The organism is Nocardioidaceae bacterium, assembly GCA_018672315.1.
Lineage (GTDB): Bacteria > Actinomycetota > Actinomycetes > Propionibacteriales > Nocardioidaceae > TYQ2.
Genome location: CP076053.1, coordinates 754,706 through 776,143, shown reverse-complemented (window position 1 = coordinate 776,143; position 21,438 = coordinate 754,706). Strand labels below are relative to the sequence as shown.

Annotated in this window: 19 protein-coding genes; 8 read left to right on the top strand and 11 right to left on the bottom strand. The window is 71.6% G+C overall.

Going from position 1 to position 21,438, the window contains the following annotated elements; translation table 11 throughout:
* Nucleotides 1-62: 62 nt before the first annotated feature.
* A complete protein-coding gene (gene rpsT, locus KLP28_03650; protein QWC85850.1) occupies nt 63-323 on the bottom strand; it encodes a 30S ribosomal protein S20 in 261 nt (86 codons plus the stop codon).
* Between the two features lie 221 nt (nt 324-544).
* Here rpsT and KLP28_03645 point away from each other — a divergent pair, with 221 nt between their 5' ends.
* Nucleotides 545-2,161 (top strand): FMN-binding glutamate synthase family protein, encoded by a 1,617-nt coding sequence (locus KLP28_03645; GenBank protein ID QWC85849.1) that lies wholly within the window; start codon nt 545-547, stop codon nt 2,159-2,161.
* Nucleotides 2,158-3,882, top strand: a complete 1,725-nt coding sequence (locus KLP28_03640) for a ubiquinone-dependent pyruvate dehydrogenase (protein ID QWC85848.1) — start codon at nt 2,158-2,160, stop codon at nt 3,880-3,882. The genes KLP28_03645 and KLP28_03640 overlap by 4 nt, the downstream gene beginning before the upstream one ends.
* A gap of 12 nt (nt 3,883-3,894) precedes the next feature.
* On the opposite strand, the gene KLP28_03635 is transcribed toward KLP28_03640, so the two are convergent.
* The 5 genes from KLP28_03635 to KLP28_03615 form a co-directional block, all read right to left on the bottom strand.
* Nucleotides 3,895-5,103, bottom strand: a complete 1,209-nt coding sequence (locus KLP28_03635; protein QWC85847.1) for an ABC transporter permease — start codon at nt 5,101-5,103, stop codon at nt 3,895-3,897.
* Nucleotides 5,100-6,062: an ATP-binding cassette domain-containing protein gene (locus KLP28_03630; protein ID QWC85846.1), complete on the bottom strand. Its 963-nt coding sequence runs from the start codon at nt 6,060-6,062 to the stop codon at nt 5,100-5,102. Before KLP28_03630 ends, KLP28_03635 begins: the two co-directional genes overlap by 4 nt.
* An 89-nt stretch (nt 6,063-6,151) precedes the next feature.
* Nucleotides 6,152-6,835 carry a response regulator transcription factor gene (locus KLP28_03625; protein QWC85845.1) on the bottom strand — a complete coding sequence of 228 codons (684 nt, stop codon included), beginning with the start codon at nt 6,833-6,835 and terminating at the stop codon, nt 6,152-6,154.
* Nucleotides 6,832-8,175, bottom strand: a complete 1,344-nt coding sequence (locus KLP28_03620; protein ID QWC85844.1) for a sensor histidine kinase — start codon at nt 8,173-8,175, stop codon at nt 6,832-6,834. Before KLP28_03620 ends, KLP28_03625 begins: the two co-directional genes overlap by 4 nt.
* 102 nt (nt 8,176-8,277) lie before the next feature.
* Nucleotides 8,278-10,017 carry a BCCT family transporter gene (locus KLP28_03615; protein ID QWC85843.1) on the bottom strand — a complete coding sequence of 580 codons (1,740 nt, stop codon included), beginning with the start codon at nt 10,015-10,017 and terminating at the stop codon, nt 8,278-8,280.
* 130 nt (nt 10,018-10,147) lie between these two features.
* Here KLP28_03615 and lepA point away from each other — a divergent pair, with 130 nt between their 5' ends.
* Complete coding sequence (gene lepA / locus KLP28_03610) at nt 10,148-12,094, top strand: translation elongation factor 4 (protein ID QWC85842.1); 1,947 nt, start codon at nt 10,148-10,150, stop codon at nt 12,092-12,094.
* Between the two features lie 3 nt (nt 12,095-12,097).
* On the opposite strand, the gene KLP28_03605 is transcribed toward lepA, so the two are convergent.
* A complete protein-coding gene (locus KLP28_03605; GenBank protein QWC85841.1) occupies nt 12,098-13,393 on the bottom strand; it encodes an amidase in 1,296 nt (431 codons plus the stop codon).
* Nucleotides 13,386-14,942, bottom strand: coding sequence for an asparagine synthase (glutamine-hydrolyzing) (gene asnB, locus KLP28_03600; GenBank protein QWC85840.1), 1,557 nt, complete (start codon nt 14,940-14,942; stop codon nt 13,386-13,388). Before asnB ends, KLP28_03605 begins: the two co-directional genes overlap by 8 nt.
* A 64-nt stretch (nt 14,943-15,006) precedes the next feature.
* Between asnB and KLP28_03595 the strand changes: the two genes are divergently transcribed.
* On the top strand, nt 15,007-15,900 hold the full coding sequence (locus KLP28_03595) for an aminoglycoside phosphotransferase family protein (GenBank protein QWC86782.1): 894 nt from the start codon (nt 15,007-15,009) through the stop codon (nt 15,898-15,900).
* Between the two features lie 15 nt (nt 15,901-15,915).
* Here the strand turns inward: KLP28_03595 and KLP28_03590 are convergent, their stop codons facing one another.
* Both KLP28_03590 and KLP28_03585 read right to left on the bottom strand, forming a co-directional pair.
* Nucleotides 15,916-16,149: a transcriptional regulator gene (locus tag KLP28_03590; protein QWC86781.1), complete on the bottom strand. Its 234-nt coding sequence runs from the start codon at nt 16,147-16,149 to the stop codon at nt 15,916-15,918.
* 70 nt (nt 16,150-16,219) lie between these two features.
* Nucleotides 16,220-16,687: a hypothetical protein gene (locus tag KLP28_03585; GenBank protein QWC85839.1), complete on the bottom strand. Its 468-nt coding sequence runs from the start codon at nt 16,685-16,687 to the stop codon at nt 16,220-16,222.
* A gap of 65 nt (nt 16,688-16,752) precedes the next feature.
* Between KLP28_03585 and KLP28_03580 the strand changes: the two genes are divergently transcribed.
* The 4 genes from KLP28_03580 (at nt 16,753) to KLP28_03565 (ending at nt 21,087) form a co-directional block, all read left to right on the top strand.
* On the top strand, nt 16,753-17,439 hold the full coding sequence (locus tag KLP28_03580) for an MOSC domain-containing protein (protein QWC85838.1): 687 nt from the start codon (nt 16,753-16,755) through the stop codon (nt 17,437-17,439).
* 132 nt (nt 17,440-17,571) lie between these two features.
* Nucleotides 17,572-19,413, top strand: a complete 1,842-nt coding sequence (locus KLP28_03575; protein QWC85837.1) for a long-chain fatty acid--CoA ligase — start codon at nt 17,572-17,574, stop codon at nt 19,411-19,413.
* 25 nt (nt 19,414-19,438) lie between these two features.
* The gene (gene hemW, locus KLP28_03570) at nt 19,439-20,701 is read left to right on the top strand and encodes a radical SAM family heme chaperone HemW (protein QWC86780.1); all 1,263 of its coding nucleotides are present in this window, start codon (nt 19,439-19,441) and stop codon (nt 20,699-20,701) included.
* Between the two features lie 101 nt (nt 20,702-20,802).
* A complete protein-coding gene (locus KLP28_03565; protein ID QWC85836.1) occupies nt 20,803-21,087 on the top strand; it encodes a hypothetical protein in 285 nt (94 codons plus the stop codon).
* Here the strand turns inward: KLP28_03565 and KLP28_03560 are convergent.
* Nucleotides 21,080-21,388, bottom strand: a complete 309-nt coding sequence (locus KLP28_03560; protein ID QWC86779.1) for a DUF4870 domain-containing protein — start codon at nt 21,386-21,388, stop codon at nt 21,080-21,082. The two genes, KLP28_03565 and KLP28_03560, sit on opposite strands and share 8 nt — an antisense overlap.
* Between the last annotated feature and the right edge of the window lie 50 nt (nt 21,389-21,438).

Genomic DNA, 21,438 nt, shown 5'->3' with positions numbered 1-21,438 from the left:
CGGCGCCGCCCCGAGGGCGACGCCGTGCGTGAGGCGCTGACTCGCTCGAGCGCGAGACGGACTCAGAGAGAAGCGGCCTGCTTGGAGATCGACGACTTGCGGTTCGCCGCGTTGTTCTTGTGGATGACGCCCTTGCTGACAGCCTTGTCCAGCTTGCGGTTGGCCTCGGCGGCGGCCTTGACGGCCGCGTCCTTGTCGCCGGCGGAGGCAGCGTCGCGGAACTTGCGGATGGCGGTGCGCACGTTCGTCTTCACGGCCTTGTTGCGCTCGCGCGCCTTCTCGTTCTGCTTGTTGCGCTTGATCTGGGACTTGATGTTGGCCACGGGGCACGCCTCGACTTCTCGGTGACTGGCTGGGACGAGCGAAAGACTCTGTGTGCGGCGGCACGAGGCCGGTCATGACGCGCTCGACGGCGCGGACGCACGAGGATCGAAGATACCAGCGGGCGACGGTGCGCCCCAAATCCTGTCGCAGTCAGTTGCACACAGCAACTTCATAGGCATCGCGAGGTTCCGGGGCGGAGGTGCAGCGGTACTGAGCAGACGTGTTCAGATTCCTAACCGTCGGATTCGTGTCCGTCCTGGGTCTCCTCGCCGTCCTCGCCGCATCCCTGGGCGGTGCCGGCTGGTGGCTGGTGGCCGTCGTGCTGGTCGTGCTGGCCGCGGTCGGCGTCCACGACCTGGTCCAGAAGCGCCACGCGATCCTGCGCAACTACCCCGTGCTCGGCCACATGAGGTTCGCGATGGAGGCGATCCGCCCCGAGCTGCAGCAGTACTTCATCGAGCGCAACTACGACGGCCGCCCCTTCGACCGGGACACCCGGGCGTCGATCTACCAGCGCGCCAAGGGTGAGACGCAGGAGCAGCCCTTCGGCACCGAGCGCGACGTCTACGAGCCGGGCTACGAGTGGCTGGTGCACTCCACCGCGCCCGTGCAGCCGCCGGCGGAGCCGGCACGGGTCCGGATCGGCGGACCCGACTGCAGGCATCCGTACGACATGGCGCTGGTGAACGTCTCGGCGATGAGCTTCGGAGCCCTCTCGGGCAACGCCATCACGGCCCTGAACGCCGGAGCCCGCCTCGGGGGATTCGCCCACGACACCGGGGAGGGCGGGCTCAGCCCGTACCACGAGCAAGGCGGCGACCTGGTCTGGGAGATCGGCACGGGCTACTTCGGCTGCCGCACCGCCGACGGCGACTTCGACGCCGACGCCTTCGCCGAGAAGGCTGCGAAGGAGCAGGTGAAGATGACCTCGCTCAAGCTCAGCCAGGGCGCGAAGCCCGGCATCGGCGGCGTGCTGCCAGGCCCCAAGGTCACCCACGAGATCGCCGACACCCGCCAGGTCGAGGTCGGGAGGACGGTCGTCTCGCCGCCCGGCCACCGTGTCTTCGACACCCCGCGGGGCCTCGTACGCTTCCTCGGCCGGATGCGTGAGCTCTCCGGCGGCAAGCCCGTCGGCTTCAAGCTGTGCGTCGGCTCCCGCGTCGACGTGCTGGCCATCTGCAAGGCGGTCCTCGAGGAGGGGATCGCGCCGGACTTCATCATCGTCGACGGCTCCGAGGGCGGCACGGGTGCGGCACCCATGGAGTACACCGACCACGTCGGCATGCCGTTGACCGAGGGGCTGATGACCGTGCACAGCGCCCTGGTCGGCACCGGCCTGCGCGACCGGGTCGCCCTCGGCGCGTCGGGCAAGGTCGCGACGGCCACCGACCTGGTCAAGCGGCTCATCCAGGGCGCGGACTTCACGAACTCCGCACGGTCGATGATGATGGCGGTCGGCTGCATCCAGGCCCAGAGCTGCCACACCAACAAGTGCCCCGTCGGCGTCGCGACCCAGGACCCCCGCCGGGCCCGGGCCCTCGACGTGCCCGACAAGACCCAGCGGGTCGCGCGCTACCAGCAGGCCGTGGTCGAGCAGGCCGGCCAGATGATGGCGTCCATGGGCGTCACGCACCCCTCCCAGCTGCGCCGCGACATGCTGCGCCGACGTCTGGACCACGCCACCGTGCTGTCCTACGAGGACCTCTTCGACCACCTGGAGGATCGCGCCCTGCTGATCGAGCCGCCGCCGGGATGGGAAGGGGACTGGCGTCGCGCCGATCCCGACCGTTTCGGCAGCCGACCCACGGACCCCCACCGGCAGGAGCCGAGACCATGACCACCGTCGCAGAACTCATCGTCACCGCCCTCGCGAACCACGGCGTACGCAGCATCTGGGGCGTCGTGGGCGACGCCCTCAACCCCGTCACCGACGCGATCCGCCGCGAGGAGCGCCTGGAGTGGGTGGGCGTACGCCACGAGGAGGCCGGCGCCTTCGCGGCCGGCGCGCAGGCGCAGATGACCGGGGACCTGGCGGTCTGCATGGGCACCGTCGGCCCCGGAGCCGTGCACCTTCTCAACGGCCTCTACGACGCGAAGAAGTCGCACGCGCCGGTGCTGGCGATCGTCGGCCAGGTGCCGCGGGAGGACATGGGGTCGGAGTTCTTCCAGGAGGTCGACAACCAGACGCTCTTCGACGACGTGTCGGTCTTCAACGAGACCCTGACGCAGCCCTCGCAGCTGCCGCACGTGCTGGAGCGGGCGGTGACCACGGCCCTGGCCGAGCGTGGCGTCGCCGTGCTCTCCATCCCCGGCGACGTCGGCGAGCTGGAGGTGCCCGACGGCACGCCGGTGCCGACCTTCGCGGGCGGTCTGCCGCCGGTCGCGGCAGCAGAGCGGCAGCTGCGCGCCGCCGCCGCGGCCGTCGACGACGCCAAGCGCGTCACGCTCCTGGTCGGCCGAGGCGCGGTGGGCGCCCGCGACCAGGTGATGGAGCTCGCGGCACGCCTGTGCGCCCCGATGGTGCTGACGCTGCCGGGCAAGGAGGGCCTCGAGGAGGACAACCCGTACGAGGTCGGGCAGTCCGGGCTCATCGGCAACCCGGCGACCGCGGAGGCGTTCGCGGCCTGCGACACCCTCGTGCTGGTCGGCACCGACTTCCCGTACCGCGCCTTCCTCCCCGAGGGCAAGACGGTGGTGCAGCTCGACGACCGTGGCGCCCACGTCGGGCGCCGCATCCCGGTCGACCACCCGCTCGTCGGCGACGCGCGCCTGACGCTCGAGGCATGGCTGCCGATGCTCACGCAGAAGACGTCGACGACCCACCTCGACGCGGCGCGCAAGGTCTACGAGACGTGGCGCAGCCTGCAGGCCCGGCTGACGGCGCCGGACTACGACTCCAAGCTCTTCGGGCGCGTACGTCGACTCGTCGACAACCGGGACAAGATGATCCGCCCCGAGGCGCTGGCGGCGTCGGTCGACCGGCACGCCGACCACGACGCGGTCATCACCGCCGACACCGGCATGGCGACGGTGTGGCTGTCGCGGTTCGTACGCTTCGGCGACGAGCGCCGGCTGCTCGGCTCATGGAACCTCGGCTCCATGGCGAACGCGATGCCCCAGGCCCTCGGGGCGCAGGCCCTCGACCGCGGCCGACAGGTCATCGCCTTCTGCGGCGACGGCGGCCTGAGCATGCTGATGGGAGACCTCATCACCGCGGTCTCCCAGCAGCTGCCGGTCAAGCTGGTCGTCTTCGACAACAGCCGGCTCGGCATGGTCAAGCTGGAGATGGAGGAGGCGGGGCTCGCCGAGTTCGGCACGGTGCTGCACAACCCCGACTTCTCCGCCGTGGCCCGGGCGTGCGGGCTGCACGGGGTCCGCGTCGAGGACCCCGCCGAGCTCGACGAGGCCGTCGCGGCGATCCTCGCCCACGACGGCCCCGCGCTCCTCGACGTGGTCACCAACCCCGAGGAGATCGCGATCCCGCCGCGTCCCACGGCCTCCCAGGCCAGCGGTTTCGCGATCGCCAAGATGAAGGAGTTCGTCACCAGCCCCGAGTGAGGCGTACGCGGCTCAGGTGGCGGCCGTCCAGGCCTGGCGCATGCTGAGCTTGCCGCTGGTCTGCAGCAGCGCACGGCGGTACAGCCGGCTGGCTGCGACCAGCACTGCCGCGGTGGCCAGCACCAGCAGGACCAGGGCGACGACCGGCTCCCACCACGCGGCCTCCCCGGAGACGACCCGGATCGGCATGATCAGCGCGGAGGTCGGCGGCAGGAACGACGCCACGACCTCCGCGGTGCCGGAGAGGAACGCGCCGCCGAAGAAGACCACGAAGACCACGATGGTCGCGGGGCCCGACGTCGACTGCACGTCCTCCGTACGGCTCGCGAGGGCGCCGGCGACCGCGTACAGCGTCGAGACCAGCAGGAAGCCGACGAGGAAGAAGACGGCGAACCAGCCGATGCCTCCGGTGACGGCCGGCAGGGCGCTGCTGAACTCGGTGAACGACAACCCGACCACCGACACCGCGCCGATGAGCAGCAGCTGTCCGAGGGCGAGCACGGTCGAGCCGACGATCTTGCCGGCGAGCAGCTGACGGACCGAGATCGTGGAGGCGAGGATCTCGACGAGGCGGGACTGCTTCTCCTCGACCACCGAGTTCGCGAGCGCGATCCCGAAGAGCAGCGAGGAGATGTAGAAGAGGAACGCCATGCCGAAGCCCAGCAGGTCGGCGAGCTGGCTGCGGGTCGCGTCGCCCTCGAGCTGTCCGGTGGTGACCGTGGAGCCCGCTTCGAGCCCGGCGAGGTCGACACCCCCGGCCGCGGCGTTCGCGGCCAGCACCTGCTGCTGCACCGACTGACCGAAGGCTGCCTCGAGGCCGCCGTCGACGGCACGCAGACCCACCAGGCGGAAACCGTCGTCGGTGGGGGCGAGCCAGGCGTCGGCCGCCTCGTCCCGCACGAGGGTCCGGGCGGCGGCGGGGTCGGCCGCTCGGCGGACGTCGACGACGACGTTCTCGTCGATGTCGCTGGTCGGGCCCGCGGCCGCCTCGGCGATCGCGACCGTCTGCGGTGTCGCGGCGACCGTGAACTCCTCGGTGCGGTCGGCGAGCACCGCCTGCACCGCCAGCACGGCGGCGAGCAGCACGAGCATCGCCAACGTGCCGAGCACGAACGCCTTGTCGGTGAGCTTCACGATCACCTCACGCTGGGCGACCAGCGCCCAGGCGCGACGGGGAGGGGAGGGCGGGTTCGCCAGGTCGGGGGAGACGCTGGTGCTCATGCGGTCACCTCGCGGTAGATGTCGGACAGTGTCGGGACGACGTGGGCGAGCTCGCGGACGCTGCCGCGGCGCAGCGCCTCGGTGAGCAGGTCGGCGCTGACCCGGTCGCGGGATCCGGGGTCGGCGGGCGGGTCGAGCAGGGCGGTGGAGCCCTCGACGTCGAGCACCTGCAGGTCCGCGACACCCGCGGCGTGGTCGCGGACCCAGCCGGCGTCGCCACCGAGCACCAGCCGCCATCGCATCGGTGCCGCGGCGCGGAGCTCGTCGACGCCGCCGGCGGCGCGGACACGCCCCCCGGCCATCACGACGAGTCGGTCGCAGAGACGGTCGACGAGATCGAGCTGGTGGCTGGAGAACAGCACGGGCACCCCGGCGGCGGCGTGCTCCCCGAGCAGTTCGGCCATGTCGTCCACGGCGTCGGGGTCCAGGCCGGAGAACGGCTCGTCGAGGACGAGCAGGGGAGGCGAGGAGATCACGGCGGCGATGACCTGCACGCGCTGCTGGTTGCCGAGCGAGAGCTTCTCCAGCGGATCCTCGGTGCGGTCCCCGAGGCCGAACCGGCCGAGCAGGGTCACGGCCCGCGACCGGGCGTCCGTCTGCGAGAGGCCCTTGAGGCGCCCGAGGTAGACGAGCTGGTCGACGACCTTCTGCTTCGGGTAGAGCCCTCGCTCCTCGGGCATGTAGCCGAAGGTCGTCCGGTCGGCCCAGGTCACGGGTCGTCCCTGCCACGAGACCTCTCCGGCGTCGGCGGCGAGCAGACCCATGGCGAGCCGCATCGTCGAGGTCTTGCCGGCGCCGTTGCCGCCGACGAAGCCGGTCATCACACCGGGCGGCACGTCGAAGGACACGTCGTCGACCGCGGTCAGGTCGCCGAAGCGGCGGACCAGGCCGCGCAGCTGCAGGCCCGGGCCGAGGTCGGTCCGTCCCGTGGAGCGTACGGGTGCGTCGGTGAGACTCATGAGGGCAACGCTAGGGACTCATCGGCGCCGGCGGATCCCCCGTGGGACCGATCTTCGCGGGGCCCGGCCCCGCTCGTGAGGCCGGTGCCTCATCCTTCCGGAGGAGACACCAGTCCTGCCTCGTGGGCGAAGACGACCGCCTGCACGCGGTCGCGGACGCCGAGCTTGGCCAGCACGTGCGACACGTGCGTCTTGACCGTGGTCTCACCGATGACGAGAGCGCGGGCGATCTCGGCGTTGGAGAGGCCGCTGCCGAGCAGTCCGAGCACGTCGCGCTCCCTGGCCGTGAGGTCCGCGGGGAGAGGCCGTCGGGCGGCGGGGGTGCCCGACGTGCCCGGGGCCTGCTCGACCATCTGCTCGATGACCCGGCGGGTGACCTCCGGTGCCAGCAGCGCGTGCCCGGAGGAGACCCGCCGGACGGCGTCGACGAGGTGGTCGGGCTCGGCGTTCTTCAGCAGGAAGCCGCTGGCGCCCGCGCGCAGCGCGGCGAAGAGGTAGTCGTCGCGGTCGAACGTGGTCAGCACGACGACGCGGCCGAGGTCGCGGGCGACGATGTCGGCGGTCGCGCGGATGCCGTCCGTGCCGGGCATCTGCACGTCCATCAGCACGACGTCGGGGCGCAACCGGTCCGCCTCGCGGACGGCGCCGGCCCCGTCGGACGCCTCGCCGACGACCTCGATGTCGTCCTCGACCGAGAGGATGAGGCGGAACCCGCTGCGGACGAGGTGCTGGTCGTCGACGAGCAGGACGCGTACGGGGCTCGGCGCGCTCATCCGACCCCGCCCAGGGGGAGGCGTACGCGGACCCGGTAGCCGCCGACCGGTCGGGGACCGATGTCGACCGTGCCGTGGAGCGAGCGGGCCCGTTCCCGGATACCGAGCTGGCCGAGACCGCTGCTGACGGACTGACCGGCGGCCCGCGGCCGGCCGTCGTCGGTGATCTCGACCTCGACGGTGCCGCGACCGGTCTCCTCGTTGCTCACGCGCAGGGCGACCTGGGCGTGCCGGGCGGTACTGTGGCGTGCCACGTTGGTCAGGGCCTCCTGAGCGATGCGGTAGACGGCGAGACCGTGACCGGGTGGGACCCGGTCGCCGGCGCCGGGCGGGTCCTCGACCAGCGTCAGCGCCACCTCGAGCCGACTGTCCTCCCAGGCCCTGACCAGCTCGGCCACGTCCGCCAGGCGCGGCGCCGACCCGACGTCGGGCGAGGCGGCCTCCGCCTCCGCCGGTGTCTGCCGCAGGGCCCCGAGGAGCTGCCGCATCTGCTCGACGGCCTCGCGTGTGGACTCCTCCACCTGGTGCAGGGACTCCCGGGCGGCGACCGGGTCCTTGTCCATGACGCGCCGTCCGGCGGCGGCGTGGATGCCCACGACGGAGACGTGGTGGGCGACGACGTCGTGCAGGTCCCTGGCGATCCGGAGCCGCTCGGAGACGACGGCCTGGTCGCGCAGGCGGTCCGCCTGCTCGGAGATCGTGCGCGCCTGCTCAGCGAGCCGGGTGCGCTCGCGGGCCCGCCACCAGGCCGCTTGTCCGAAGCCGACCGCGCCCCCGAAGAACAGCGCGTTGATCAGCAGGGTCAGCAGCACGCCGGAGGTCAGCGGTCCGAGCAGCGCAGCCGGGTCCTGCTCGGCCGCGGGGACGGTGAACTGCTCCTCCAGCGACCGTCCGACGGCGAAGGAGAGAGCGATCCAGGCGAACATGAACACGACGATGCTGCCGACCACCAGGACGGTGGTGGTGCGGTTGCGGGCCCACGCGACGCCCGAGTAGATGGCTGTCGCGTAGACGACCTGCAACATGAACTGGCCCATGACCAGCGGCATGACCACACCCACGACGAACAGGTGCACCGCGGCCAGCGTGGCCACCGTGAGCGGCAGCCGACGGCGAGCGATCAGCAGCAGCGGGGCGGAGACGGTGGCCAGCTGCTGCAGCCAGACCGGCTGGCCCACCTCACGGAGCACGCCCCCGGCCCGCACCAGCTCCAGCGAGAGCGAGGCCAGCACGGCCAGACCGACGGCCACGAGCACGTCCGACCGACCGATCGCGGCGGTGGGCCGCTCCCACGGGTCGTCCAGCGCCAGATACCTGCGGATGCGGGCGGTCGCCGTCATGGACTCACGATAGGCGCGGCGCTCCGGACGCACGACGGCCCGGCGCCCCCCTCGGGCGCCGGGCCGTCGTCTGCTCGGGTCCGTGGCGGACCCGGGGTGCTGCTACTTCTTCTTCTTCGCAGGAGCCGGCTCGCGGGAGGAGCCGCCGCGCGTACGCTGCTCCTCCTCCTTGGCGAACCGCTTCTGTGCCTCGCGGATCTGCTTGTCGGTCAGGTCGCCCTGCTCGGCCTTGGGACCGGCGGACATACGGGCGTACTCGCGGAGTCCCGCGAGCGGCTCGGGCTCGACGATCTTCGGCGAGCTCATGTCCTCACCCAGGAGCGACTTGTAGAGACCCACGCCCATGACGATGAGCACCAGGCAGAGCGGAAGCCCGGCTGCGATCGAGGCAGCCTGGAGCGCGCTGAGTGCCGCCGCCGGGTCGTCGGGGAAGGCGAGGGCGCCGGCCACGAGCAGGATCGCCGCGACAGCACCCTCGGTGACCGCCCAGAACAGGCGCTGCTGCCACTTGGGGTTCGGGTCGCCACCGTTCGTGAGGATGTCGACCACGAGCGAGCCCGAGTCCGAGGACGTGGCGAAGAAGAGCACGACCACGACCACCGTCAGCACCGAGGCGGCGGTGACGAGGAAACCGGGCAGCGGCAGCTGCTCCAGCAGCAGGAAGATGCCGTTGGCCGGATCGTCCGCCGACTGCGCGACCGGGTTGTTCGGGTTGTCGAGCAGGCGGTTCAGCGCCGAGTCCCCGAAGACCGTCAGCCATACCGCCGAGGCGCCGACCGGGAGGAACAGCGCACCTCCGACGAAGTTGCGGATCGTGCGGCCGTAGGAGATGCGTGCCAGGAACATGCCGACGAACGGTGACCACGAGATCCACCAGCCCCAGTAGAAGAGCGTCCAGGCGTCCTGCCACTCCTGGCCCGACTGGCTGTTGGGGAACGTCTCCAGGCTGAGCCCGGGGAGCGCGGAGATGTAGTTGCCGACGTTGCTCGCGAGCGAGTCGACGATGCCGAGCGAGCTGCTCACGACGAAGACCAGCACCATCAGGCCGAAGGCCAGCCACAGGTTCAGCAGCGACAGGTTGCGGACGCCCTTGTCGATGCCGAGCATGATCGAGACCACGGCGATCGAGGTGATCGCGGCGATGATGACCACCTGCACGAAGGTGTTGTTCGGCATGCCGAACAGGGTGTTGAGACCGGAGCCCACCTGCTGGGCGCCGAGGCCGAGCGAGGTCGCGAGCCCGAAGATGGTGCCGAAGACGGCGATGAGGTCGACGAGGGCGCCTTGCCAGCCGTAGATCTTGTCGCCGAGCAGGGAGTACAGCGCGGACGCCGGCCGCAGGGGGAGACCGCGGCGGTAGGAGAAGTAGCCGAGCGCCGTCGCGAGCAGGATGTAGATCGCCCAGGGGTGGAAGCCCCAGTGGTAGAAGGTGTAGACCATGGCGTTCTCGGCGGCCTCGGGGGTGCCTCCCTGGCCGGTCGGGGGGCCGGTGAAGTGCGTGACCGGCTCCGCGACTGCGTAGTACACGAGCCCGATGCCCATGCCTGCGGTGAAGAGCATCGCGAACCACGAGAGGTTCGAGTACTCCGGCGTCGAGTCGTTGGGCCCGAGCTTGATGCGGCCCAGGCGGGACGCCATCAGCACCAGGACGGCGATCAGGAAGCCGGTCGCGGAGAACAGGTAGAGCCAACCGAACTTGTCGGAGATGAACGACAGCGTGCCGTTGGCAGCGGTGCCCAGCTGGGCAGGCGCGATGACGCCGTACAGAAGGAAGGCGAGGGTCAGGCCCGCCGCCCCCAGGAACACCGGTGGGTTCGTGTGCTCCTTGAGATATTCACGCATGAAGAGACCTTCCGGCGTTGTGTCCAGGACCTGTCATCTCTTTCCGGTCGCCGGGACCGCTACACCCGCAAGGGCCCGACGTGACCGGTTCGTGACGTGGGGGCTGCCTGGCCCGGGCGTGACCGCAGGGATGGGAGGATGGGGCGATCCAGCTCCCCCGCACCGAGAGGCGACGTCACCCGTGAGCACCACCGTGCCGGCCGGCCACGCCGCCGTGGCACCCCAGCCAGGCAGCACCGACCCGTCGATCCTGCGCAACTTCTGCATCATCGCGCACATCGACCACGGCAAGTCGACGCTGGCCGACCGGATGCTGCAGCTCACCGGCGTCGTCGACGAGCGCGCGGCCCGCGCGCAGTACCTCGACCGCATGGACATCGAGCGCGAGCGCGGCATCACGATCAAGTCGCAGGCCGTCCGCATGCCCTGGACGGTGCAGCCCGACGGACCGACCGAGGCCGCGCCCGGCACGTACGTGCTGAACATGATCGACACGCCCGGGCACGTCGACTTCACCTACGAGGTCTCCCGCAGTCTCGCGGCCTGCGAGGCTGCGATCCTGCTCGTCGACGCCGCCCAGGGCATCGAGGCGCAGACGCTGGCGAACCTCTACCTCGCGATGGCCGCGGACCTCCACATCATCCCGGTGCTCAACAAGATCGACCTGCCGAGCGCCCAGCCGGAGAAGTACGCCGCCGAGCTCGCCGGGCTCATCGGCTGTGACGTCGCGGACGTGCTGCAGGTCTCGGCCAAGACCGGGCTCGGGGTCGAGCTGGTGCTGGACGAGATCGTGGCGCAGACCCCCGCCCCGGTCGGCGACCCCGACGTGCCGCCGCGGGCCCTGATCTTCGACTCGGTCTACGACACCTACCGCGGTGTCGTCACCTACGTGCGCGTCGTGGACGGCCACCTCTCCCACCGCGACCGCATCAAGATGATGTCGACCGGCGCGGTGCACGAGATGCTCGAGGTCGGTGTCATCAGCCCCGAGCCGGTGAAGACCGACCGCATCGGCGTCGGCGAGGTCGGCTACCTGATCACGGGAGTGAAGGACGTACGCCAGTCGAAGGTCGGTGACACCGTCACCGCCCAGCACGGCGGCGCCCAGCAGATGCTCGGCGGCTACAAGGAACCCGTGCCGATGGTGTTCTCCGGTCTCTACCCGATCGACGGCGACGACTACCCGGTGCTGCGCGACGCCCTCGACAAGCTGCAGCTCAACGACGCGGCCCTGCGCTACGAGCCCGAGACCTCCGGCGCGCTCGGGTTCGGGTTCCGCTGCGGGTTCCTCGGCCTGCTCCACATGGAGATCACCCGCGACCGCCTCGAGCGCGAGTTCGGGCTGGACCTCATCTCGACCGCGCCGAACGTGGTCTACGAGGTCGCGATGGAGGACGGCACCGAGCACACGGTCACCAACCCCTCGGAGTTCCCCGAGGGCAAGATCGCCGAGGTGCGCGAGCCCGTCGTCAAGGCCACGATCCTGAGCCCGAGCGACTACATCGGCGCGATCATGGAGCTCTGCCAGTCCAAGCGCGGGCAGCTCCAGGGCATGGACTACCTCTCCGAGGACCGTGTCGAGATGCGGTACACCCTGCCGCTCGCGGAGATCGTCTTCGACTTCTTCGACGCCTTGAAGTCGCGGACCAAGGGGTACGCCTCGCTCGACTACGAGCCCATCAGCGACCAGGCCGCCGACCTGGTGAAGGTCGACATCCTGCTGCAGGGCGAGCCGGTCGACGCCTTCAGCGCGATCGTGCACCGCGACGCGGCGTACTCCTACGGGGTCATGCTCGCGGGCAAGCTGCGCGAGCTCATCCCGCGGCAGCAGTTCGAGGTGCCCATCCAGGCAGCGATCGGGGCGAGGGTCATCGCGCGGGAGACGATCCGCGCGATCCGCAAGGACGTGCTCGCCAAGTGCTACGGCGGCGACATCAGCCGCAAGCGCAAGCTGCTGGAGAAGCAGAAGGAGGGCAAGAAGCGCATGAAGATGGTCGGACGCGTCGAGGTCCCCCAGGAGGCCTTCATCGCCGCGCTCTCCACGACCGGACCGACCGGGGACAAGCCGAAGAAGTAGGCCTCAGACGGCGCCGCCGAGGCGCCGGCCGAGGTCCACCAGGCGCCGGTCGTCGCCGCGACGACCGGTCAGCATCATGCCGACGGGCATCCCGTCGTCCTCGCTGCGGCCGACGGGCACCGACAGCGACGGCAGCCCGGCGAGGTTGGCCACGACGGTCCAGCAGTCGGTGTACGGCGCGGTCAGCGGGTCGGCGACGTCCACCGTGGGCGGGCCGGCCGGGGCGAACCCGGGGGCCGTGGTCGGCATCGTCGGCGACAGCAGGGCGTCGCACTTCCCGAGCGCGACGGCGCACTGGTGTGCCAGGCGCTCGCGCAGCGCCTGGGCGTCCGCGACGCGGTCGAGGTCGTCCCGGAGCAGCGCCGTGGCGAGCCGCGTACGCCGCACCACCTCCGTGCCGGCGCGCCCGGTCGCCAGCCAGGGACGCAGGTGCGGGAGGCACTCGACGGAGGTCAGGGTCATGTAGGCGGCCAGCGCCCCGGGCGCGTCGGGCAGCGAGACCTCGACGACCTCGACACCGGTCCGCCGCAGCGACGCGACGGTGGTAGCCAGGGCGGCGCGGACCCCTGGGCGGTTGGGCTCGCCGGCCAGCTCGGTGACCAGTCCGATCCGCGCCGGCGTCGGGGCGGGGGCAGGATCGGACGCAGCGGAGGCGGACCCGGCCATCACGTCCCACGCGCGGGTCAGCAGCGCAGGGTCGAGAGCCATGGGTCCCACCCGGTCGCACGACGGCGCGAAGGGCACCACGCCACCGGTCGGCACCAGTGCGGGTGACGGCGCCAGACCCCAGATGCCGCACTGGGACGCCGGCTCGCGGATCGAGCCCCCGGTGTCGGTGCCGATGGCCAGGTCCGCGAAGCCGGCGGCGACAGCGGCCGCGCACCCGCCGCTGGACCCGCCGGGTGACCGGGTGTGGTCGTGGGGGTTGCGGGTCGCGCCGTGCACCGACGTCGCGGTCGAGGCGCCCATCGCGAGCTCGTCCATGTTGGCGCGGGCGAGCACCAGGGCGCCCGCGCGTCGCAGTCGCGCGACCACGGGGGCGTCCTCGCCCGCGGGGGCGGAGCCGCGGGCCGGCGAGCAGCAGCCGGTGACCTGGCCGGCGACGTCGATGTTGTCCTTCACCACCGTCACCACACCGTGCAGCGGACCCCGATCGCGCTCCGCGACGCGGTCGAGCGCCGCCGCGGCACGACGAGCCTCGTCCTGGTCGAGATGCACCAGCGCACGCAGCCGCCGGTCGTGGGCCGCGATCGCGGCCAGGCGGGACTCGAGTCGTGCGAGGACGGACTGCTCAGGCATGGGCGAAGCGGCCCAGCACCTGCTCCGCGCGTACGCCGCCGAGGTGAGCGGCGAAGATGCGCTGGTAGCCGAGCTCCTCGCGCGTGCGGGCCGGCGGGAGCCCCTGGTGACGCTCGGCCTCCCAGTCGGCGTCGCTGACGATCGAGGCTGCCTGCCGGGCCATCACCTCGGTCGTGCCCGAACCGTCACCGAACTGCTCCTTGCGGCGCCACAGGACGGACTCGGGCAGCCACCCCGCGAAGGCCTCCCGCAGCAGCGCCTTCTCCTGCGCCTGCTCCTGACCGTCCTCGCCGAGGAGCTTCCACTCGACCGGCACGCGTACGGCGCTCTCGATCACCTGCCGGGCCAGGAAGGGGACGCGGGCCTCCAGGCCGTGGGCCATGCTCACGCGGTCGGCGCGCTGCAGGTTGAGGTGGTGCAGCACCTCGATGCCCTCGACGAGGGCCGCGTCGAGCTGCTCGGCGTCGAGCTCACGCAGGTGGTGGTAGCCGGCGAAGAGCTCGTCGGCGCCCTCGCCGGTGAGGACCACCTTGACGTGACGGGCCGCCAGCTCGGCCAGCAGGTAGTTCGGCACCGCACTGCGCACCAGCGAGGGCTCGAAGCTCTCCATGCTGCGCACGACCGCGGGGAGGGCGTCGACGACATCGGCGTCGTCGTACACGCGCTCGTGGTGCTCCAGGCCCAGGTGGGCGGCGACCTCACGGGCCGCGACGAGGTCGGCGCTGTCGGCGGTGCCCGCGGCGAAGGAGCGGATGACCTGGCCGGGTTCGGCGTGCCTGGCCATCACCGCCGCCACGATGCTCGAGTCGAGACCGCCGGAGAGGAAGACCCCGATCGGCACGTCGGCCATCATCCGCTCCCGCACGGCGGCGACCACGGCCCCGCGTACGCCCTCGAGCGCGTCGTCGCGGTCGGTGTGGGGAGCCCCGAGCCCGCCCCGGCCCATGGGGTCGGTGAAGAGGTCGACGAACGGACGGAGACCGTCCTCGGGCGTCCAGACGTGCCCGGGCGGGAACTCCTCGACGTCGCGGCGCACCTCCTCGTCGAACGCCGCCAGCTCGGAGGCGGCCAGCACCCGGTCGTCGACGCGTGCCCAGTAGAGCGGCTTGATGCCGAGCGGGTCGCGGCCGAGCACGACCTGTCCGTCCTCATGGGCGAGACCGAAGGCGTACATGCCGTGCAGGTCCACCGTGGCACCGGCTCCGCGGTGAGCCACCAGGTGCAGGACGACCTCGGAGTCCGATCGCGTACGGAACGGCCCGGGCAGCCGGTCACGCAGGGCCTCGTGGTTGTAGACCTCGCCGTTGGCGACGACCCACCACCCGGCGGTCTCACCGGCCGCTGCTCCGCTCATGGGCTGGGCCCCGCCGGCGAGGTCGACGATGCTGAGCCGCGTGTGGCCGAGCCACGTGGCGCCGACCCGGCGGGAGCCCTCACCGTCCGGTCCGCGGTGAGCCAGGCACGGCAGCATCCGCTCGCCGAGGCGACGTCCCTCCTCGAGGCGCTCGGGCGTGGGGGAGAAGTCGTGGACGACGGCGATTCCGCACATGGGTCGATCCTGCTCCGTGAGCGCCCGGGGAACCCTGCACGACACGTGACAGTCTCGGCGCGTGATCCCGGTCCCTGCCCGCCCGCTCGCCGAGAGGTCGTCCTCCGCGGCGTTCGCGCGGTGGCTCGAGGGCCTCCCCGCGCTGGTCGAGCAGGTGCGGACTGAGTGGGGACTCCGCCGCGACGGCGAGCCCGTCGCCACGCCCGGTGCCCTGGCGCTGCCCGTGCGTGACGAGACGGACGTCGCAGCGACGCTCAAGCTCGCCTTCGCGGACGACGGCGGCGCGTACGAGCACCTGGCGCTGCGTCACTGGGCGGGCCGCGGCGCGGTGACAATGCTGCGCGCGGACCCGCACCGTCGCGCGCTGCTGCTGGAGCGGCTGGGCGAGGAGGACCTGTCGGCGGCGTGGGACATCGAGGCGTGCCGGCCGGTCGGGGGCCTGTTCGCGCTGCTGCACAGGCCCGCGCCGCCACAGCTGCGGGCGCTCTCCGATGTCGTGCGTGGGTGGCGTGACGACCTGGCCTCGCTGCCGCGCGACGCCGGGCTGCCCCGGCGTCTGGTCGAGCAGGCCCTGTCGATCGCCGCCGGTCTGGTCGAGGACCCGGCCACCGACGGCACCCTCGTGCACACCGACCTGCACTACGGCACCGTCCGTACGCGCCCGGACGGCGAGCACGTCGCGACGGACCCCCGACCGCTGTCGGGGGACCCCCACTGCGAGCCCGCCCCGATGCTCTGGCACCGCTGGCGCGAGGTCGGTGACGACGCCGGTGCACTGCGCTGGACGATGCGTGAACGGCTCGACGTGCTCGCCGAGGTCGGTGGCCTGGACGTCGACCGGGCCCGCGCCTGGACCGTGCTGCGGCTCGTGGTGCGGGCCCGTGCGCTGGCCGATGCAGGGGAGCGCGAGGAGGTCACGGCCCTGGTGCGGATCATCAAGGCCGTCGCCGAGCCGTGAGGGACCGCGGCCGGCTCACTCGGCGAGCAGCGCCCGGAGGGCCGACCGGTGTCGGGCGTACGCGTCGCGCCCGAGCCGTGTGGCCCGGAAGGTGGTCGTGGCTCCCCGCCCCCGTCCGCGCTTGGTGACGGCGACGTAGCCCGCGGCCTCCAGAGCCGACATCTGCTTGGACAGGTCGGAGTCGGAGATCCCGAGGTGCTCGCGCAGGAACCCGAAGTCGGAGGAGTCGGTGCCGATGAGCACCGCCATCGCGGCGAGCCGCTTCGGAGCGTGGATGACGGCGTCCAGGTCCTCCAGCCTCGCGCGCCCCGATGGTCGCTCAGCGGACACGCGACGTCGTCCCCAGTCTCGCCGCGGTGCGGCGACTGGCCCGGGCGTACGCGTGGTCGTACCACCACAGCACCCCCGCGACCGCCACGGCGACGACCGGTACGCCCACGGCCGGCCCGAGCGACGCCGTCAGCCCGAGCCCGCCGATGAAGAGGACCACCATCGCGGCGGAGAAGACGGTCGCAGGCCCCACGAACTCCGGGGGCATCGAGGACAGTCGCGGCCACGTGCCCCACCGGCGGCGCGCCCACCAGAAGTACGCCGCGGCGAGCGCGAAGAGCACGACCAGGGGCAACGGCTCTCGCGACCCCTCCCGGGCGCTGGCGGCCACGAGGGCACCGAACCACGCCCCGCCGGCCGGCGCGTACCACCAGGGGTTGGCCGGGTAGTCGAGCCAGGGCGCGACCTCGGCGCGCTCGGCGGACGCCTCGGCCATGCGGATCTCATCGCTTTCCATGGCGGAAACCATAGATGTCGCTTTCCAAGTCGGCAAGCGATCGGTGACGCTGGTTGGATGACCTCATGAGCACGGACCGACCTCACGTACGCAGCGTCTGCGTCGGCCGGGCGGCCGACGTGCAGCACCCCGGCGGCGTGGAGCGCACCGCCATCGGCAAGGAGCCGGTGCAGGGGCGCGTACGCCTCGAGCCGGCCGGCCCCCTCGGCGAGGCCGGCGCCGTCGGCGACGAGATCGTCGACGACGCCTTCCACGGCGGCCGCGACCAGGCGGTCTACGCCTACGCGCGCGAGGACCTCGACCACTTCGTCGAGCTGCTCGGGGTGCCGGTCCCGGACGGCTTCTTCGGCGAGAACCTCACCACCAGCGGCATCGACCTGAACGCCTGCCTGGTGGGCGAGCGGTGGCGTCTGGGTGAGGGCGGGCCGCTCCTGGAGGTCGCCTCGGTGCGTACGCCCTGCCGGACGTTCGCCCTGTGGCTGACCCACCACGGCATCGACGCCACCAGCTGGGTCAAGCGCTTCACCCGCGAGGGACGGTCGGGCGCCTACCTCCGGGTCCTCGAGCCCGGGACGGTCGGGGCCGGGGACGGCATCGACGTGGTCTCGCGCCCGGGCCACGACGTCGACGTGGCGACGATGTTCCGGGCGATGACGACCGGACGCGATCTGCTGCCCCGGCTGCGGGAGGTCGAGGACCTCGCCGTGGTCGCGCGTGAGCGGCTCGAGGCGTACGAAGCATCCCGCCGGTAGGGACCCGTCCCACACCTGAGGACCTACGACACGGTTCGGCCATCATCGGCCACCGGCCTGTCGCGTTGTCGTGCGCGTCACATAGTCTCTGCGCGAATACCCTCCCCGGCCGCAGCAGAGAAGCAGGAGCCCATGACCGCGATCAGCTACGACACCTCGAAGATCGAGAACCGCGCCGACAACGTCGCCATCCAGTTCCGCGAGCGCGTGAAGTCCAGCGGCACCAAGGAGGCCTACAGCTGGCCGGGAGCCGACGGCGGGGCCTGGCACACGCAGACCTGGGGCGAGGTGGGCGAGAAGGTCGAGCAGATGGCCGCGGGCCTCATCTCCATCGGGGTCACGCACGAGCAGCGCGTCGGCATCGCCTCCGAGACCCGGGTCGAGTGGATCTGGGCCGACCTCGCGATCATGTGCGCAGGCGCTGCGACCACGACGGTCTACCCCTCGACCAAGTCCGAGGACGTCGCCTTCATCCTGTCCGACTCCGAGTCGGTCGTCTGCTTCGCAGAGGACGCCTCGCAGCTGGAGAAGCTGAAGGAGCAGCGCAACGAGATGCCGCACCTGAGCAAGGTCGTCCTGATCGACGGCCAGGGTGACGGCGACTGGGTGATGAGCCTCGACGACCTCCTCGAGGCCGGCAAGAAGCAGCTCGCCGAGCACGCCGACTGCGTCGAGCAGGCCGTCGCCAAGATCTCCGGCGAGGACCTCGCCACCCTGATCTACACCTCCGGCACGACCGGTCGCCCCAAGGGCGTACGCCTGCGTCACTCCTCGTGGACCTACGAGGGCACCGCCATCCAGGCCCAGGGCATCCTCACCGAGGACGACAAGCAGTTCCTGTGGCTGCCGATGGCGCACTCGTTCGGCAAGGTGCTGCTGACGACCCAGCTGGCGATCGGCTTCCCCACCGCCGTCGACGGCACGGTCGAGAAGATCGTCGACAACCTGGCCGTGGTGAAGCCGACCTTCATGGGTGCGGCACCCCGCATCTTCGAGAAGGCGCACGCCCGCATCGTCACGATGACCCAGCAGGAGGGCGGCGCGAAGGAGAAGATCTTCACCAAGGCCTTCGCCGTCGGCAAGGAGGTCGCCGAGCGCAAGCGCAACGGTGAGTCGGTGCCCTTCGGGCTGAAGGCCCAGCACGCGCTCTTCGACCGCCTCGTCTTCAGCAAGGTGCGCGAGCGCTTCGGCGGCAACGTGCGGTTCTTCATCTCCGGCGCCGCGGCGCTCAACCGCGACATCGCGGAGTTCTTCGACGCCGCGGGTCTGCCGATCCTCGAGGGCTACGGCCTGACCGAGACCTCGGCGGGCGCGTTCGTGAACCACCCCGACAAGTACAAGTTCGGCACCGTGGGTCCCGTGCTGCCTGGCGGCGAGGCCAAGATCGACCCCGACACCGGGGAGGTCATGATCAAGGGCCCGAACGTGATGGACGGGTACCACAACAACCCCGAGGAGACCGCCAAGGTCCTCACCGACGACGGCTGGCTCCGCACCGGCGACAAGGGCGAGCTCGACTCCGACGGCTACCTGCGCATCACCGGCCGCATCAAGGAGCTCTTCAAGACCTCCGGCGGCAAGTACATCGCCCCGCCGATGATCGAGGCGAAGTTCAAGGCCGTGTGCCCGTACGCCTCGCAGTACATGGTCTTCGGCAACGAGCGCAACTACTGCGTCGCGCTGGTGACCCTCGACCCCGACGGCATCATGGACTGGGCGGCCCAGAACGGCATGGAGGGCAAGTCCTACGAGGAGGTCGTCAAGGCCGACAAGACGCGCGAGATGGTCGAGGGCTACGTCGAGGAGACCAACAAGAAGCTCAACCGGTGGGAGACGGTGAAGAAGTTCCGCATCCTCGACCACGACCTCTCGGTCGACTCCGGTGAGCTCACCCCGTCGATGAAGGTCAAGCGCAGCGTGGTGGAGAACAACTACGAGCACCTCATCGACGAGATGTACGCCGAGGGCAAGTGACGCCTCCTGCTCGTGACGGAGGGTCCTGCTGAGTCCCTCCCAGCTCCCTGACGGCGAGCCCGTCCCGACGGACGGTTCCCTCCCCGACGCCTCGGCGTCGCGGGTGGGGGACCGTCCGTTCGGCGTGTACGTGCACGTGCCGTTCTGCTCGGTGCGCTGCGGCTACTGCGACTTCAACACCTACACCGCCGAGGAGCTCGGACCCGTCGACGGGCCTCCGGGCGCCTCGCGGGGGTCGTACGCGACGGCGGCGCTGGCCGAGGTGCGCCTGGCCGCAGACGTGTTGGACGGGTCGGCGCGCCCGGCCTCGACCGTCTTCGTCGGCGGGGGCACCCCGACCCTGCTCGACCCGGCCGACCTGGTGGCGGTGCTCGGAGGCGTACGCGACCACCTCGGGCTCGAGGCCGACGCGGAGGTGACCACGGAGGCGAACCCGGACTCGGTGACACCGGCGTCCCTGGCGGCCCTGCGGGCGGGGGGCTTCACACGCATCTCCTTCGGGATGCAGTCCGCGGAGCCGCACGTGCTGGCGGTGCTGGACCGGACCCACGACCCCGCCAACGTCCCTCGCGCGGTGGCCTGGGCACGCGGGGCGGGCTTCGAGCAGGTCAGCCTGGACCTCATCTACGGCACGCCGGGGGAGACGGTGGGCGGCTGGCGGCACACCCTGCACACCGCGCTCGCCTCCGAGCCGGACCACGTGAGCGCGTACGCCCTGATCGTCGAGGACGGCACCGCGCTGGCGCGCCGTGTGGCACGCGGGGAGGTGCCGGCGCCGGTCGACGACGAGCAGGCGGAGAAGTACGAGGTCGCCGACGAGGAGCTGACCGCGGCGGGTCTGGGCTGGTACGAGGTCTCCAACTGGGCTCGCGACGAGGCTGCCCGGTGCCGTCACAACCTGGCCTACTGGCGCAGCGACGACTGGTGGGGTGTGGGCCCGGGGGCGCACTCGCACGTGGCGGGCACCCGGTGGTGGAACGTCAAGCACCCCACCGCGTACGCGGGCCGGCTGGCCCAGGGCGTCTCGCCGGCCTACGCCCGGGAGGTGCTCACCGAGGACGACGTGTACGCCGAGCGCCTCCTGCTCGAGGGGCGCATTCGCGACGGGCTGCCGATCAGTGCCCTTCGGGAGGGTGCTCGTCCGAGGGTGGCCGCCCTGGTGGCCGACGGGCTCCTGGACGGACGAGCGGCACTCGGGCGGGGGACCGTCGACGGACAGCCACGTCTGGTGCTCACCCGCCGCGGTCGGCTGCTGGCCGACGCGGTCGTGCGCGACCTGCTCGACTGACAGAGGACGCGTCCCGGCTTAGGGTCTCGGCATGACTGCTGTGCCGCCGCGTCCCCCGTCCCCGTCCCGGCCGGACCCGGCTGCCCGCCGAGGACATCGGCATGCTGTCGGGGACGGACTTCGCGAGGCCGCTGCACCCCGATGCCGCACGGTCCCTGGCCGCGCGTGCCTTCCGGCTGCTGCGGCTGGCGCTCATCGGCGTGATCGTGCTCGCGGTCGTGCTGAGCTTCTGGCTCAGCTCCGTGTTCGTGCTGCTGCAGGGACTCGCCGTCGCGCTCATCGGGGTGCCGGCGTTGGCGGCGCTGCGCGTGCTGCTCGATGCGGCGCTCACCGTGATCGCCGAGCTGCACGACGAGAAGGCGGGCGGGACGCGGTCGGTCAGCTGACGAGCCGGATGGTCAGCGGGTAGCGGTACATCTCGCCGTTCGAGGCTTTCACCGTCGCCAGGATGACGACGACGAGGTAGAAGATCGCCACCGCCGCGAGCATGAGGATGCCGACGAAGACGAGGATCAGCACCGCGCTGACGATGATGTAGACCAGCGCCGAGAGCTGGAAGTTCAAGGACTCGACGGCATGGGCGCGGATGTAGGCCGACTCCTTGCCCTTCACCAGCATCACGATCAGCGGCGCGATGAACCCGAGGGCAACGTACGCGGCGACGAAGCTGCCCGCGTGGGCCGCCATCGCCCAGTTGCGCTCCTCCGAGGTGGTGCTCGCCGGGCCCTGGTAGGGGC

Coding starts and splice junctions, on each gene's coding strand:
- KLP28_03640 (QWC85848.1), top strand. CDS start 2,158: ATGACCACCGTCGCAGAACTCATCGTCACCGCCCTCGCGAACCACGGC.
- KLP28_03635 (QWC85847.1), bottom strand. CDS start 5,103: ATGAGCACCAGCGTCTCCCCCGACCTGGCGAACCCGCCCTCCCCTCCC.
- KLP28_03630 (QWC85846.1), bottom strand. CDS start 6,062: ATGAGTCTCACCGACGCACCCGTACGCTCCACGGGACGGACCGACCTC.
- KLP28_03625 (QWC85845.1), bottom strand. CDS start 6,835: ATGAGCGCGCCGAGCCCCGTACGCGTCCTGCTCGTCGACGACCAGCAC.
- KLP28_03620 (QWC85844.1), bottom strand. CDS start 8,175: ATGACGGCGACCGCCCGCATCCGCAGGTATCTGGCGCTGGACGACCCG.
- KLP28_03615 (QWC85843.1), bottom strand. CDS start 10,017: ATGCGTGAATATCTCAAGGAGCACACGAACCCACCGGTGTTCCTGGGG.
- lepA (QWC85842.1), top strand. CDS start 10,148: ATGGGAGGATGGGGCGATCCAGCTCCCCCGCACCGAGAGGCGACGTCA.
- KLP28_03605 (QWC85841.1), bottom strand. CDS start 13,393: ATGCCTGAGCAGTCCGTCCTCGCACGACTCGAGTCCCGCCTGGCCGCG.
- asnB (QWC85840.1), bottom strand. CDS start 14,942: ATGTGCGGAATCGCCGTCGTCCACGACTTCTCCCCCACGCCCGAGCGC.
- KLP28_03590 (QWC86781.1), bottom strand. CDS start 16,149: ATGGCGGTGCTCATCGGCACCGACTCCTCCGACTTCGGGTTCCTGCGC.
- KLP28_03585 (QWC85839.1), bottom strand. CDS start 16,687: ATGGAAAGCGATGAGATCCGCATGGCCGAGGCGTCCGCCGAGCGCGCC.
- KLP28_03580 (QWC85838.1), top strand. CDS start 16,753: ATGAGCACGGACCGACCTCACGTACGCAGCGTCTGCGTCGGCCGGGCG.
- KLP28_03575 (QWC85837.1), top strand. CDS start 17,572: ATGACCGCGATCAGCTACGACACCTCGAAGATCGAGAACCGCGCCGAC.
- KLP28_03565 (QWC85836.1), top strand. CDS start 20,803: ATGCTGTCGGGGACGGACTTCGCGAGGCCGCTGCACCCCGATGCCGCA.
- KLP28_03560 (QWC86779.1), bottom strand. CDS start 21,388: ATGGCGGCCCACGCGGGCAGCTTCGTCGCCGCGTACGTTGCCCTCGGG.